Raw genomic sequence first — 14,750 nt, 5'->3', positions numbered from 1 at the left:
AGCCGGTGAAGACGACATCCTCGTCGGCCTCGGTCGCCGCCGATCGGAGCCGCGCCACGACCGCGGCGGCGTCGAGCGCCGACTCCCGATCGGTGCCGCGCCGCAACTCGTCGAGTTCGGCGACCGCTCGTTCGGCCTGCTCGACGAGCGACTCTCGGGGTGCGTTGCGTGACACCGCCAGCAGGGTGGACATCACGCGGTCGTGGACCAGGGCATCGAACCGTGCGCGCTCGGCGTTCCGTGCTTCCGCTGCGGCCGCGGCGGCCGCGGCGGCCGCCGTGGCCTGGGTGGCAGCGATGGTCTCGTCGAGGGTGCGGCCGGTGCCGAGTCCCACCACCGCGGCCGCGAGGAAGACCGTGCAGAAGACGAACGCGAACGCCAGGTCGGGTGCCAGGAAGTATCCGAAGGGGGCGTCGCGGGCGAGGTGATTCGCGCACTGCGCGAGCAGAACCACGAGGATCATGTGGACGAACGCCCGCCGGGGTCTCCACGCGACCGCCGCCGCGAGCGACGCGAGGCCGGGAAAGGCGGTGAACCACAACGACTGGTCCTGCGGGATCTGCGTCCCGTTCCACGCCACGAACCACAATGCGACCATCACGACGTAGGCGAGCGCATTGACGGTCGCGGTCCGCTGCATCCACACCGTGCCGCGGAACGAGGCGAAGCCGAGCGCGACCCCGGATCCGAACATGAGGACGGCCGCGGTGGGAGTCCACCACCACGCGACGAGTGCCGACACTTCGAGGATCTCCGGCACGAGCAACGCGAAGTAGCAGAGATATCCGATCGCGACGAATCGCGCGAACATCCGGAGAAGTCGGTCGGCAGCCGCCGTGCTGCGATCGTGCGACTTCTCCCCGGTGTCCCCGGCCGGCTCGTCAGCGACGGCGGACATCCGACCGTTCGGGCATCGGCAGCCACCCGTCCTCGACGGCACGTTTGTACAGATCCGTCTTCGTGGGTGCGGGACGACCTGCCTCCGCGTACTTCTGGCGGATCCGCAGCAGGTAGTCGTTGACGGTCTGCGGAGCGAGACCCGTCAGCCGGGCGACCCGGTCGAGCTTCTCCCCCGACGCATACAGTTCGAGCACTTCGAGCTGTCGCGGACTCAGGCCGACATCGTCGAGTTCGGGATCACCGTCGATCGCCGCGGCCCACTCGGTGCTGGCGACCTGCCCTCCGGCGGCGGCCACGCGGATCGCCTCGATCACCACGGCCGCGGGCTCGGATTTCCGCACCACCCCGAGCACACCGGCGCGGGCGGCCGAACGCAGCAGATACGGGTTCTCGGCGCCGGTGAAGACCAGGGTCTCGAGGCCCGCCGCGCGCAGCTGCTCGACGTTGCTCTTCGGGGAGGATCCGTCGGACAGGCGCAGGTCGAGAACGGCGAGGTCGAGGTCGGTGAGCTGCTCGAGCAGACCCGAGACGGTGGTGGCGGTACCTGCGAGCTCGAGATCGGGTTGATCGGCGAGCATCGCTGCGAACCCGAGCGCGACCGACTCGTGATCCTCGACCAAACCGATCCGACGGACGACGCCACGCGAGCCCTCGGCCATTGATGCCTCCCCTAATGCCCGATCACCCGACTTCGAACGAACGTTAGCAGTCAGCGCCTGTTTCCTCTTCTCGCACCACACTCGACGCGTCCACATCGTCGCGCAGACCACGCCAGCTCGCGTGCCGCACCCGGTCTCCTTCCGTCCATCCTCCGAACCGCACCTCCCCCACGAGTTCGGGCCGCAACCACACCGCATCGCGGCGTTCGGCGGCCGGCACTTCGTTCGCGAACGGGTTCGTGCGGCTCGTGCGCCCTTTCACAGCCTTCGTCACCGACAGGAGCGTCTCGTCGTCGAAACCGGTGCCGACCTTGCCGACGTACACGAACTCACCGTCGTCGTCGTAGACGCCGAGCAGCAGGGAGCCGAAGGTCGAGGCACGGTTGCCGTTGCCACGGCGGTATCCGCCGAGCACGACGGTCTGGGTGAGCCAGTTCTTCGATTTGATCCATCCGGCGCCGCGCTTGCCCGGCAGATACACGGAGTCCCGGCGTTTGGCGACCACGCCCTCCCAGTTCTTCGCGCGGCTGCGCGCGAGAGCCTTCGAGCCGTCACCCGAGAGCAGATCCGGGACGATCAGTCCGTCCGTGGCAGCGGCGAGCGCCTCGAGGACCCGTCGGCGATCGTCGTAGGTCTTGCGCAGCAGCGACACCCCGTCGAGATACAGCACGTCGAACACGCGGTACTCGTAGTTCACGCCCCGCTGCAGCATCGAGAAGCTCGTCACCCCGGAGCGGTCCACGGCGACGATCTCCCCGTCGAGCACCGCCCGGTGACCGTCGAGGATCGTCGCGAGTTCGACGAGCTTCCGGTAGTCGCCGGTGACATCGCGACCGGATCGGCTGCGGAGCCTGACGGTGCCGTCCTCGATCTCCGCGATGGCGCGGTATCCGTCCCATTTGCCTTCGAACGCCCAGTCTTCGGCGTCGAGACCCGAGACGTCACCGGAGGTCGCGAGCATGGGCGCGAGATCGCGCGGGAAGGCCTTGGACCCCGACGATCCGACGAGGGAGGCCGGATCGGCATCGGACGACTCGGTGCTCGGCGACGACTGGTCCTTCATGCGGTGCGCCAGCCACTGGTTCTTCTCGGTGCGGATCAGCGCGTACCGTCCCTCGATCCGGTCGCCGTGGAACCGCACGATCCCCTCGTCGTCCCGCCACTTCTCGGTCTCGTAGGTGCCGGTGTCCCACACGGTCATGCTGCCGGCGCCGTATTCGTCCTTCGGGATCGTCCCGTGGAAGGTCAGGTACTCGATCGGGTGGTCCTCGGTCCGTACCGCGAGATTGTTGCGCCCCGAGGTGTCCGGCAGGTTCTTCGGTACGGCCCACGAGGCCAGCACACCGTCGCGTTCGAGGCGCAGGTCGTAGTGCAGGCGACGCGCGTGGTGCTCCTGGATGACGAACCTGTTGCCGGGGCCGTCCTCGGGGACGCGGTCGGGTACCGGTTCCGGGGTGCGCGACGCGTCGCGCTTGCCGCGGTAGGTGTCCAGGGCGTCTCCAGACCCGGCCTTACCGCCGGACCCGGCCTTATCTCCGGAATCTCCGGACCCGGCCTTGCCGAGGGGCGGGTCGAGACCGGCGAGCAGGTCCCCGAACTCCTCGATGCGGGCGAGGACCTCCCGGAACTGCAGTTGCGCGAGGTCGGGGTCGTCGAGTTCGTCCCAGCTGCGCGGCGCCGCTACCCACGGCTCGTCGCGACCGCGCAGCGAGTACGGCGCGACCGTCGTCTTGGAACTGTTGTTCTGGCTCCAGTCGACGAAGACCTTGCCCTCGCGCGCCGATTTCGCCATCGTCGCGGTCACCAGGTCGGGAAGGGTGGTCTCGAGATTGCGCGCGACCTGCTTCGCGACCTTCGACGCCCCCGACGACGACAGCATCCGATCGAGCGGGACGTACAGGTGGATGCCCTTGCTGCCGCTGGTGACCGGATAGGCCGACCACCCGAGTTCGGCGACGGTGTCGCGCACATGGCGCGCGACCTCCGCACACTCGGCCAGGCCCACGCCGGGCCCCGGGTCGAGGTCGAAGACGATGCGGGTCGCGGGTCCGGCCTTCTCTCCGTCGAAACGCCACTGGTGCACGTGGAGTTCGAGGGCTGCCTGTTGCCCGAGCCAGACGAGCCCGGCGGCGGAATCGAACAGCGGGTAGGTGACCCGCCGGTCCTTGTGATGCAGGGTGCGACGGTCGAGCCAGGCCGGTGCGTGGTCGGGGAGGTTCTTCTCGAAGAAGGACTGTTCGCCGACACCGTTCGGCCACCGGTTGCGGGTCGCGGCCCGGCCGACGATATGGGGAAGCATCGCCTCGGCGACGGCTTCGTAATACTCGACGACCTCGCCCTTCGTCGTCCCGGTGCGCGGATACAGCACCTTGTCGAGGTTCGTCAGGGTGATGCGGTGACCGTCGATCGTCCGGGTCGGCATATCTCGAATTCTGCCAATTCGGACGCGTTCGGGTGCGGTGTCGAAGGGTGACGATCGGGACTGCACGTCCGGGAACGCCGAGCTTCGAAAGGAGGTAGGTTCGGAGAGTCGGTCTGACGCGGCGATGAACTATTTCCCCGACGGCGAGCATCGCCGGCAACTCCTCGCTGCGCTCCGCGCTTCCGAACCCGGTGTCGAGGAGTTGTGGCTCCGCCACTTCGCGCTCGGCGGCGAGGTGGGGAAGATGGAGATCGAGGCGTATCTCGACGGCCTGCTTCCCCTCTCCCGTGTGCAACACGATCTGATCACCCATGCGATCAACGAACGCCTCGACGAGATCGCCCCACCCCGTGCACCCTATGCAGCCGAACTCCCCGCGTCCCTCCCCGAAGTGGACGACGGCGACGACGATCCCGGCGAATCACGAGGAACGGGGCCGGATTCCGACCGCTGAAGTGATGACGCCCGCGCGCCGAACGACCTGCGGCGCGCCGAAACCCTGCCACCCGAGCAGGGGGAAATGGGCGACAGGGTTCGGCATCGCCCGAGTGGCCTACCTCTGATCCACCCGGCGCCGGCGATCGTCCGCGCAGGGGGTGACAGGCGATCACCGATGTCCTGAGCATACGCCGAAATGCCCTCACCGGGACCGATTGTGCGTACTCGAGGCACTGCCGACGGGGCAGGTCGGCAGATCCGACCCCCTGCGTCGGAAGTCTCGCGCCCCGCCGACAGAGTCGACAGCGAACGCATCGTTCGCTTCCGGTGCAGTCTATTCGTTTTCTACAGGATCGGCAGTAGTTCGATCGGACCACAGCCTGCCCGACCGGGTCCCACGAGGCGCCCGGCCGTAGACGGACCGGTACTGCGTCGCGAATCGTCCGGGCGAGGAGAAGCCCCACCGCGCAGCGATCGACGCGACCGTCTCATCGTTCGGGTCGGCGGCCTGCAGATCTTGGCCCGCGAGGCCCACATCTGCTCCTCGGTCGGAGCTGCAGCAGCGAGGTGGGTCTCCTCCGCCCACTCGTTCTCCCGTGTGTCCATCTCCCGATCCCACCATCCGAACGTCCCGTATGTCAGCACACCTGCACGTTGACCGCATGTCGACCGAAGATCCCGTAACCGATCTCGAAACGGACCTGTTGGCCACCGGTCAGGAAGCGGTAGCCGCTCCCATCTATCTGTGAGTAGTGCACCAGGATCTCCGTACCGTCGTCGTCACGGATGAACCCGTGACCCAGACCGGCGTCGAACCACAGCACAACACCATGTTCCATTGTCGCTCCCCTGCCACCGTTCGCGTTGTCCCGACGGAGCAGCGACGCGGAAGCGTATCCCCTGCGCTCCCGACAGCCCCTCTGCACCTGTCATTGAAACGTGCCCGGCGGGTCCGGGGAAGTGTCCACGCCGAATGACATTCGGATGACGTCGGGTCATACGGCCGGTGCTCCGTCGACCGGATCCACTGCCTGTGCCCGTTCGGCGACAGTGATCGCACAGGCCGCGCCGACGAGGGTGAGGTGACTGAATGCCTGGGGGAAGTTGCCGACCTGCCGTCCCGCCGGCACGTCGTACTCTTCGGCGAGCAGTCCGAGGTCATTGGTGAGTCCGAGCAACCTCTCGAACAATGCGCGGGCCTCGTCGACCCGGCCGTTGAGCGCCAGAGCGCTCACCAGCCAGAACGAGCAGGCGAGGAACTGCCCTTCGTCGCCGGGAAGCCCGTCGTCGGTGTGCGTCGTGGAATACCTGGATACGAAGCCGTCGCGACCGAGTTCGTTCCGGATCGCGTCGATCGTGGAGGTGACCCGGTCGTCGGTCGGCGGGAGGAAGCCGACGAGCGGTATGAGCAGCACGCTGGCGTCGAGTTCCGTGGAGCCGTAGTACTGCGTGAACGTGCCGCGGACGGGGTCGTATCCACGTTCGCAGATCTCGTGGTGGATCTCGTCGCGAGCCCGCTTCCACCGCTCGAGCGGAGCGTCGAGGCCGAATCCCTCCGCGATCCGGACGGCGCGATCGAAGACGACCCAGGCCATCACCTTGGACTGCGTGAAATCCCGGCGGGGACCGCGTGTTTCCCAGATCCCGTCGTCAGGATCCCGCCAGATCTTCTCGACGTGCTCGATCACCGCCTGCCATCGGGGCCACATGTGCGCCTCGATCCTGCCGAGCGCCTCGGCCCCCTTGTACGCCACGCTGAGGACTTCGCCGTACACATCGAGTTGGAACTGTTCGGCAGCGGCGTTACCGACCCGCACAGGTGCCGACTCTTCATAACCGGGCAGATGATCCACCTCGAACTCGGTCAGCCGGCGTTCGCCCCTGATCCCGTACATGATCTGGATATCGGCCGGATCACCCGTCCCCACCCGGAGCAGGAAGTCACGGAAGGCCAGGGCCTCGGAGGTGTATCCGCCGGCGAGCAGAGCCTCGAGTGCCAGCACCGAGTCGCGCAGCCAGCAGTATCTGTAGTCCCAATTGCGTCCCCCGCCGAGAGCTTCGGGCAGGGAAGTGGTCGGGGCCGCCACGATCGCGCCGGTCGTCTCGTCGGTCATCCCTTTGAGGACGATCAGAGACCGGATCACCTCGTCGCGATACGCCCCCTTGTAGGTGCACCGGCCGGTCCACTCGCGCCACCACTCCACGGTGCGCGCGAGCGCGGATTCGGCATCCTCGACGACGGGGGCCGGTTCGAAGGATGCGTACCGGTCCAGAGCGAATCGGTATCGGCCGCTCTCCACGGCGACGAACTCGGATTCGACGGTCCCGGCACGGATCTCCAACGGTACCGTCGTGCACAGATGGAAGGCATCCGGGCCGGCCGTCGCGACGGCACCGTCGGCCACCGCCTCGACCCATGGAGTGACGGCCGCATAGTCGGGACGCAAGGACAGATGCATCCGCATCGGCACCCGACCGCGCAGACCCTGGACGATGCGGACCAACCGAGGCGGACCCGACCCCCGGCGAGGCATGAAGTCGATCAGGCGGACGGCACCGTCCGCGGTCTCGAAGTCGGTCTCGAGCACCAGGGTGCCGTCGGCGTAGCGGCGGTTCACCGCCGCGGGTTCCGCCTCGGGCGCGACGAGCCAGCGTCCGTGCTCCGGGCCGCCGAGCAGAGTTGCGAAACACGATCCGGAGTCGAAGGCGGGCATGCACAGCCAGTCGATCGAGCCGTTCCGGCCGACGAGCGCGGAGGTCTGCAGGTCACCGATGAAGCCGTAGTCCTCGAGAAGCATGGCGGTACCCCCGCTAGAAGAGGAGTCGAGTCCTTCGATCCTCCTCTGGTCTCGGATGCGAGGTCAAGGTCACGGTTTCGACTCGTCGACGCCACTGTGCACCACCGCGGTGGATCATGACGTGCAGAGTTTCGGCGACGTCCTTCGCGACGGGAAGTACGAGATGACCGACAATCCGGTGGCGAGACCGTCCGCCCCCGTCCGGCGAATGTTGCTCCCGCTCGCCCTCGCTCAGTTCATCTGCAGTTTCGCAGGTTCGAACATGAACGTGATGATCAACGACATCAGCGTCGATCTGGACACCACGGTGCAAGGCGTCCAGACCGCGATCACCGTGTTCCTTCTGGTCATGGCGGCGTTCATGATTCCGGGTGGGAAGCTGACGGATCGATGGGGTCGCAAGCGATGTTTCGTCGCCGGGCTCGTCCTGTACGGCGTGGGAGCCCTCCTGAGTGCGGCAGCACCGGGTCTGGGAATCCTGATCCTGGGCAACTCGATCTTCGAAGGAATCGGCACCGCACTGCTGATCCCACCCGTCTATATCCTCACGACGATGCTCTTCACCGACATGAAGTCCCGGGCACGGGCCTTCGGCGTGATCACCGGCATGGGTGGGATAGGCGCCGCAGCCGGGCCGCTGATAGGTGGATTGATCACTACTGCGATCGACTGGCGGGCCGCCTTCGTCTTCCAGGCACTGATCGTCGCCGCCATAGTCGTTCTGAGCAAAGGACTCGAGGATCCCCTGCCCCCGGATCCGACCACACCCTTCGACGGGATCGGTGCCGTCCTGTCCGCCGCGGGTCTCGTCTGTATCGTCATGGGGATTCTCCAGGCGGACAACGCACTCTCGGTGTCCGCTACCCTCATCGGCATCGGAATCCTGCTCGTCGTCGGGTTCTTCCTACACGTACGGCGGTTCGAACGAGCCGGCAGAGTGCCACTACTGTCGACCGACCTGTTCCGCAATCGCACGTCGAATCTCGCGCTCGTCACCCAGAACATCCAGTGGCTGCTATTGATGGGTGTCGCGTTCGTCGTCTCGGCATTCCTGCAAGTGGTCCGCGGCTACAACGCGATCGAGACCGGCGTCATCTTCACCGCGGCCACCGCCGGCATCCTCGGTGCCTCGTTACTGGCGGAGCGGTTGGCCGACAGGCATTCACAGCGCGCTCTCATCATGAGCGGCTTCGTCGTCACCCTCGCCGGCATCGTGGTTCTGCTCCTGTTGGTGCGTGCGTGGACCAGCGCATGGGCGTTCGCTCCTGGCCTGTTACTCATCGGCGTCGGGCTGGGTGCGATGCTCACTCCCTCCGTCAACGTCGTGCAGTCGGCGTTCCCGGAGGAACAGCAGGGTGAGATCTCGGGTCTGTCGCGCTGCGTGTCCAATCTGGGTTCGTCCCTGGGCACTGCCGTGGCAGGTACCGTCCTCGTCGTCGGCCTGGCCACGCCGAACCGTTCGTATGCGGCCGCGATGATCGTGCTGGCATGCATCGGGCTCGTCGGACTCGTCGCGTCCGCTCTCCTTCCCGCGACCTCGAGTGCCACGCCTTCCGCCTCAGGAGCACAGTGACGACCGTGTCGCGAGGAGAGGGCCGGAAACATACGGAACACGGTCTCTCTCTATACATTCAATGCATGACCGGTACGAGCTCAGGTCGACGGCGGCCGGCGGGTCGACCAGTTCTCCGGCTCGACCTCCCCGACGTCCACGTCGTGCCCGAAGAGCTCACGGGCGAGCGCACGCGCACGATCCCGTACCTCCGCCGAGGTGAGTTCGTCCGCGAGCACCAACGACAGCCTCGCCAGACGGTCGGCCGGCTCGCCGATCCGGTGTACCGTGCACCTCCAGTCGCCCACGAGCCCGGTCCCATCGCATCGATCGTCGCGTCGGAACGGTCGTAGTCACTCGCACCGGATGCCGCACTCGTATTTCAGGATGCGAGAATTCGCGCCTTCTCCCTCTCGAACTCGGCCTCGGTGAGCACGCCCTGGGCCTTCAGTTCGGCGAGGTCCTTCAGCGCGGCGATGCGGTCCGTTCCACCCGGAGGTGGGGCGGCCGGAGGAGGCGTGGGCACGGGTTCGGGTTCGGGCGCGTACTGCGCCGGACGACCGTAGACGGCCTGCCCCTGCGATGCCCATCGCTCTCCCTGCCGACGGGAGACGCGGTTGGAGACGGCCGTCGCCGTCCCCGCTACCACTGCGGTGCGAGCCACCCCGCGGAGTAATCCTGGCATGTCGATCTCCTCCTGTATTTCGTTCGCTGGAATCACATTTCGACGTCGAGCTTCTCCAGCGAAGCCAGGATGCTCTGAACCGGGATACGCCCGGACGCGACGAGTTCGGCGCCGTTGCGACGCAGTGCCCGCGCCAGCGGAGCAGCCCAGGTGTTCTCGTAGACGAGCACGGCCGCCGAGCAGCCCGGCTCGAGCGCCGCCCCCGCTTCGTCGAAATCGGTGTCGCCGAGCAGGCCCGACGACGCCTCCGCGAACAACGTCACGTCGACTTCTCCTTCGAGTCCGACCTCGGAGATGTCGATCCCGGTGACCGAACCGTCGGTGTCCTTGCGGACGAACGCGAGATCGAGTACCCGGATGATGCCTCGCTCGACGAGGTCGAGCAGCAGCGGTAGAGCAGAGCCGTTCGGTGGTCGGTCGGCGGGGAATTCGATGACGAGATAGTCGACCGGGCCCATCTCGTCGATATCCGAATCGGTCACCTGATCCTCATCGGGATCGGTGCATTCTTCGCCGCCGGCTCCTCGGGTCCCACTGCAGCCATGGTGGCACGACTGACGCACGAGTCGGTGCGCGCTTCCGCGCTCGGTACCCTCACGGTCGCCAACAACGTCCTGGGGCTGGCGACCGGACCGTTCGTCGTCGGGATCCTCGCCGACCGTCTGGGGCTACTCGCCGCGCTGCAACTGACCCCGCTGGTGTACGCACTCGCGATCGTGGCGCTGATCTTCGGTAAGCGTTGGTACGCAAGCGGCGTGGAACGACTTCACCGTCGGAGCGCGGCCGCTTCGGATCATGTTCCTGCTCGATGAGACCGAGCGTCGTGTCGCGCTGCGCCGGGCGTCAGTCCCCGCCGTAGCGGCGTGCGAAGGTGTCGAGCGACGACTGCAGGTCGCCGTGCAGGACGCGCGCAACCCCCGATCCGATCGGACCGAACAGGGGCGCACCGCCGAGGTCGATCTTCATCGACAGCGTCGAACCGTCCCCGCGAGCTGCAACGGCGAGTCGCATGGAGAACTTCGTACCTCCCTTGCCGGTCCCCTTCAGCACCACGTGGTGCGGCGCGTCCAGTTCGACGATGGTCCACGTGACGCGGTTGCGCATGCCCTTGACGGATACCACCGACTGCAGGGTGGTGCCCTCGGCGAGGGTGTCCGGCAGGTCGCTGCGCCACCCGTCGTGGATGCTCAGCCACTCCCCGAACGACTCGAGGCGGGAGGCGTGCTCCCACGCTGCGTGCGGGTCGAGCGGAAGGTCGGTGGACACTTCGAGTTTCGCCATGGTCCGCAACAGTAGACGGTCCGTTCCGCCGGCGGGGCGCCCCGACACGACGGTGGCCCGCCCCCGGCTCGGGAGCGGGCCACGCGGCGCAGAGGATCAGTGGGAGACAGCCTTCTCCACACCGACGCCGGTGAGCGAGCGGACCTCCATCTCCGCCCGCTTGTACCGGTCCTCCTGCTTGCGGCGTCCGACGTAGGTGCCGACGATGCCGAGCGCGAACGCGAGCGGGATGGACACGATGCCCGGGTTCGACAGCGGGAACCAGGAGAAGTCCACGTTCGGGAACATCGCCGAGGGTGCACCGGACACCGCCGGGGAGAACACGATGAGCACGAGGCAGCTGATCAGACCGCCGTAGATGCTGAACAGGGCGCCGGTCGTGTTGAACTTCCGCCAGAACAGCGAGTACAGCAGGGTGGGCAGGTTCGCCGAGGCGGCGACCGCGAAGGCCAGGGCCACCAGGAAGGCGATGTTCTGTCCCATGGCGAGGATGCCGAGGACGATCGCCACCAGACCGATCACGACGACCGTGATCCGCGAGACCCGCACCTGCTCGTCCTCGGTGGCGTTGCCACGCTTGATGACACTGGCGTAGATGTCGTGGGCGAAGGATGCCGAGGCGGTGATGGCCAGGCCGGCGACGACCGCAAGGATCGTGGCGAAGGCGACGGCCGAGATGATCGCCAGGAACAGAGTGCCGCCGAGTTCGAAGGCCAGCAACGGAGCCGCAGAGTTCTCCTTGCCGGGAGCGCCGAGGATCGCGTCGGGGCCGACCATCTTCGCGGCACCGTAACCGAGCACCAGGGTGAACAGGTAGAAGGCGCCGATGAGGGCGATGGCCCAGGTGACCGAACGACGTGCTTCCTTGGCGGTCGGCACGGTGTAGAAGCGCATCAGCACGTGCGGCAGGCCCGCGGTGCCGAGGACCAGCGCGAGACCGAGCGAGAGGAAGTCGATCTGCGTCATGTTGCTGATGCCGTACTTGGCACCGGGAGCGAGCACGTCACGCTGCGCGACGGCCTCGTTCGACGAGCTCGACACCATCGCCTGAGCGTCGGCGAGCAGCTGCGAGAAGTTGCCCCGCACCGCGAACAGGACGAGCACGAACATCAGGCCCGCCCCGGCGACGAGCAGCACGGCCTTGACCATCTGCACGTAGGTCGTGCCCTTCATGCCGCCGATGAGCACGTACACGATCATGAGCACACCGACGACCGCGACGACGATCGCCTGGCCGGCCTTGCCCTCGATGTCGAGCAGCAGCGCGACGAGTCCGCCGGCGCCGGCCATCTGTGCGAGCAGATAGAACAGCGACACCGCGAGGGTCGAGAGCGCCGCCGCCATGCGGACGGGGCGTTCCTTGAGCCGGAAGCTCAGCACGTCGGCCATCGTGAACCGGCCGGTGTTGCGGAGCAGTTCGGCGACGAGCAGTAGGGCGACGAGCCATGCGACGAGGAAGCCGATCGAGTACAGGAAGCCGTCGTATCCGTAGACGGCGATCGCACCGGCGATACCGAGGAACGACGCGGCCGACAGGTAATCGCCGGCGATGGCGAAGCCGTTCTGCGGCCCGGAGAACTGGCCACCGCCGGTGTAGAAGTCGGAGGCCTTCTTCGTCGTGCGGCTGGCCTTGATGACCAGGCCCATCGTCACGACGACGAACGCGACGAAGATGGCGATGTTGAGGATCGGGTTACCGACGTCGGCCCCACTCTGCGCGAGAACGGTCACTGCTGCGGTCCTTCCAGTTCCTCGCGGATCGCGGCGGAACGCGGATCCAGCTCACGGCCGGCGAACTTCACGTAGACGGCGGTGATCACGAAGGTCGTGACGAACTGGCCGAGACCCAGGATCAGCCCGACGTTGATGTTGCCGATGACCTTCGTCGCCATGAACTCGTCCGCGTAGGTGGCGAGCAGGACGTACAGGGCGTACCAGGCCAGGAAGAACGCCGTCACCGGGAACACGAAACGGCGCAGACGGCTGCGCAGTTCCTGGAACTCCGGGCTCTCCTGCATCGTGACGAACTCCTGCGGCGTCGGTATCCGTCGCTGCTGGGGTACGCCACTCTCGCTGAGTGGTGCTGTGGTCACTACCGACTCCTTGGTCGTCGTGTGAGGTGAGGATGATCACAACGCTAATGAGACGGCAGTCACACGAACAGAGGAGGCAAGAGATGGAACGACGAGGGGTGTCCTCGTGCGACGAACGGTCACGTCACCGCGACGAACGGCGCCTCTCCCCGGGTCCCCGCCCCCGGTCGCCGAACGCTCCGAGTTCGCGGTCGCGGCCCATGCCGAGCCGCTCGGGCACGTGCATGCGAGAGAAGGTCCTGCCGACGTCGCGCGGGATCCGGCGACGCGTCAGCACGCTCACCGCGATCATCGTGACGAACGCCAGCGGCACGCTCAACGCCGCAGGATAGGCAGAGAGCACCGTCGGCCACCCTGCGGCCACCGACGGATCGATCGGCAGCAGTACGGTGGCCAGGGCGGCGCCCCCCGCAACGAGACCACCGACGACCATCCCTGCCGCGGCACCGATCGCGGTGAGGCCACGCCACCAGATCCCCAGGACCAGCAGCGGACACAGCGTCGACGCAGCGATCGCGAAGACCTGTCCCACCGAACGCGACAGGTCGAGCGAGGTCACCGACAGCGCCAGCACGAGCGGCACCACGCCCGCGAGCACCGCGGCGATCCGGAAGTCGCGCACCCGTCCGCGCAGCACGTCCGTGGACAGCACGCCCGCGACACTGACCAGCAACCCGGAGGAGGTCGACAGGAAGGCCGCGATCGCGCCCGAGGCTACGAGGGCCGCGAGCAACTGCCCTCCCCAGCCGGACAGCACCGATCCCGGCAGCAAGAGCACCGCGGCGTCCGACCGTCCCGTGATGAGCAACTGTGGGACGTACAGGCGCGCGAACACTCCGAGCAGCGTCGGGAACAGATAGAACAGCCCGAGCAGCCCGATCACGGCAAAGGACGTCATGCGCGCCGCGCGACCGTCCGGGTTCGTGTAGAAGCGCACCAGCACGTGCGGCAGACCCATGGTTCCGAGGAAGGTCGCAAGCATCAGCGAGTAGACCTGGAACAACGGATGTTCGCTGCTCGCCCCCAATCCGGCCCCCGGCGACGCCCAGCTGTCGTTGTCGGTCGGCGCACCGGCCACCACCGGCACCGGAGAACCGGCATCGAGGACGAGTTCGGTGCCTGCCCCGAGGACGTGCTCTCCCGGCTCGAGTTCGAAGTCACCTGCGACCGATCGGCCGTCGATCTCCCCGGTCACCACGACCGGCAACGGCTCGGCGACCTGCACGACCACGTCGATCGTCACGTCGACGGTCGTGATCTCCGCGACGGTGGGCGGCACGGGTTCGTCAACGGCCCGGTGGTCGCCGACGAAGTGCAACGTGAGGACCAGTGCGGGCAGGGCGACCGCGGTGAGCTTGAGCCAGTACTGGAAGGCCTGCACGAACGTGATCGAGCGCATCCCACCGCCGACCACGTTGGCCACGACGATCACCCCGACCACGGCGACGCCCACCCAGTCGGGCACTCCCAGAAGGATGTTGAGCGTGAGTCCCGCGCCCTGGAACTGCGGCACCAGGTACAGGATGCAGATGATCGCCACGACCATCATCGACAGCGTGCGCAGCCACTTCTCCCCCAGCCGGAACTCCGCGAAGTCCGGGACGGTGTAGGCACCCGAACGTCGCAGCGGCGCAGCGACGAACAGCAGCAGACCCAGATAGCCGGCCGTGAAACCGACGGGATACCACAGGGCATCGGCACCGAACTTCGCGACGAGCCCGGCCACCCCGAGAAAGGATGCCGCCGAGAGGTATTCACCGGAGATGGCTGCGGCGTTCCAGCGTGGCCCGACGCTGCGGGAGGCGACGAGGAAGTCCGAGGTGGTGCGCGCCATCCGCACGCCGTACACACCGATCGCGACGGTGGCGATCGCCGCGGCGACGAGACCGACGACGGTGACGACGGGAATCGATCCGCTCACG

At 67.1% G+C, this 14,750-nt stretch carries 14 protein-coding genes and 1 pseudogene; 4 read left to right on the top strand and 11 right to left on the bottom strand.

Annotated features, from left to right (window positions below; translation table 11 throughout):
* The first annotated feature begins 5 nt into the window (after positions 1–5).
* Positions 6–428 carry a hypothetical protein gene (locus IM25_RS10730; RefSeq protein WP_033096753.1) on the top strand — a complete coding sequence of 141 codons (423 nt, stop codon included), beginning with the start codon at positions 6–8 and terminating at the stop codon, positions 426–428.
* 453 nt (positions 429–881) lie between these two features.
* Here the strand turns inward: IM25_RS10730 and IM25_RS10725 are convergent, their stop codons facing one another.
* Together IM25_RS10725 and IM25_RS10720 are read right to left on the bottom strand one after the other, a co-directional pair.
* On the bottom strand, positions 882–1,559 hold the full coding sequence (locus tag IM25_RS10725) for a response regulator transcription factor (RefSeq protein ID WP_033096754.1): 678 nt from the start codon (positions 1,557–1,559) through the stop codon (positions 882–884).
* Between the two features lie 43 nt (positions 1,560–1,602).
* The gene (locus IM25_RS10720) at positions 1,603–3,981 is read right to left on the bottom strand and encodes an ATP-dependent DNA ligase (RefSeq protein ID WP_065996028.1); all 2,379 of its coding nucleotides are present in this window, start codon (positions 3,979–3,981) and stop codon (positions 1,603–1,605) included.
* Positions 3,982–4,105: 124 nt separating this feature from the next.
* Here IM25_RS10720 and IM25_RS10715 point away from each other — a divergent pair, with 124 nt between their 5' ends.
* On the top strand, positions 4,106–4,435 hold the full coding sequence (locus IM25_RS10715; protein WP_033096756.1) for a hypothetical protein: 330 nt from the start codon (positions 4,106–4,108) through the stop codon (positions 4,433–4,435).
* A gap of 622 nt (positions 4,436–5,057) precedes the next feature.
* Here the strand turns inward: IM25_RS10715 and IM25_RS10710 are convergent.
* Positions 5,058–5,258, bottom strand: coding sequence for a cold-shock protein (locus IM25_RS10710; RefSeq protein ID WP_033096757.1), 201 nt, complete (start codon positions 5,256–5,258; stop codon positions 5,058–5,060).
* 156 nt (positions 5,259–5,414) lie between these two features.
* Positions 5,415–7,217: a glycoside hydrolase family 15 protein gene (locus tag IM25_RS10705; RefSeq protein WP_065996027.1), complete on the bottom strand. Its 1,803-nt coding sequence runs from the start codon at positions 7,215–7,217 to the stop codon at positions 5,415–5,417.
* Between the two features lie 121 nt (positions 7,218–7,338).
* Between IM25_RS10705 and IM25_RS10700 the strand changes: the two genes are divergently transcribed.
* On the top strand, positions 7,339–8,790 hold the full coding sequence (locus tag IM25_RS10700) for an MFS transporter (protein WP_232333441.1): 1,452 nt from the start codon (positions 7,339–7,341) through the stop codon (positions 8,788–8,790).
* Positions 8,791–8,870: 80 nt separating this feature from the next.
* On the opposite strand, the gene IM25_RS10695 is transcribed toward IM25_RS10700, so the two are convergent.
* From IM25_RS10695 to IM25_RS10685, 3 genes are all read right to left on the bottom strand, one after another.
* Positions 8,871–9,077 (bottom strand): hypothetical protein, encoded by a 207-nt coding sequence (locus IM25_RS10695; RefSeq protein ID WP_033096759.1) that lies wholly within the window; start codon positions 9,075–9,077, stop codon positions 8,871–8,873.
* Positions 9,078–9,151: 74 nt separating this feature from the next.
* The gene (locus IM25_RS10690; protein WP_033096945.1) at positions 9,152–9,454 is read right to left on the bottom strand and encodes an SHOCT domain-containing protein; all 303 of its coding nucleotides are present in this window, start codon (positions 9,452–9,454) and stop codon (positions 9,152–9,154) included.
* 32 nt (positions 9,455–9,486) lie between these two features.
* The gene (locus tag IM25_RS10685) at positions 9,487–9,936 is read right to left on the bottom strand and encodes a DUF6325 family protein (protein WP_033096760.1); all 450 of its coding nucleotides are present in this window, start codon (positions 9,934–9,936) and stop codon (positions 9,487–9,489) included.
* On the opposite strand from IM25_RS10685, the pseudogene IM25_RS10680 reads away from it, so the two are divergent.
* A pseudogene (locus IM25_RS10680) lies at positions 9,937–10,266 on the top strand (MFS transporter); the annotation flags it as partial.
* 31 nt (positions 10,267–10,297) lie between these two features.
* On the opposite strand, the gene IM25_RS10675 reads toward IM25_RS10680, so the two are convergent.
* The 4 genes from IM25_RS10675 to IM25_RS10660 all read right to left on the bottom strand — a co-directional run bounded on the left by IM25_RS10675 (position 10,298) and on the right by IM25_RS10660 (position 14,749).
* A complete protein-coding gene (locus tag IM25_RS10675) occupies positions 10,298–10,735 on the bottom strand; it encodes a type II toxin-antitoxin system Rv0910 family toxin (RefSeq protein ID WP_065996026.1) in 438 nt (145 codons plus the stop codon).
* Positions 10,736–10,831: 96 nt separating this feature from the next.
* On the bottom strand, positions 10,832–12,466 hold the full coding sequence (locus IM25_RS10670; RefSeq protein ID WP_033096761.1) for a solute symporter family protein: 1,635 nt from the start codon (positions 12,464–12,466) through the stop codon (positions 10,832–10,834).
* Positions 12,463–12,828: a DUF485 domain-containing protein gene (locus IM25_RS10665; protein WP_019289889.1), complete on the bottom strand. Its 366-nt coding sequence runs from the start codon at positions 12,826–12,828 to the stop codon at positions 12,463–12,465. Before IM25_RS10665 ends, IM25_RS10670 begins: the two co-directional genes overlap by 4 nt.
* A gap of 124 nt (positions 12,829–12,952) precedes the next feature.
* Positions 12,953–14,749, bottom strand: a complete 1,797-nt coding sequence (locus IM25_RS10660; RefSeq protein WP_019289890.1) for a sodium/solute symporter — start codon at positions 14,747–14,749, stop codon at positions 12,953–12,955.
* Position 14,750 lies beyond the last annotated feature (1 nt).

It is taken from the genome of Rhodococcus sp. p52, assembly GCF_000763325.2.
GTDB classification, from domain to species: domain Bacteria; phylum Actinomycetota; class Actinomycetes; order Mycobacteriales; family Mycobacteriaceae; genus Rhodococcus; species Rhodococcus pyridinivorans.
The sequence above is the reverse complement of the archived record's forward strand: the minus strand, read 5'-3'. Positions and strand labels throughout refer to the sequence as shown.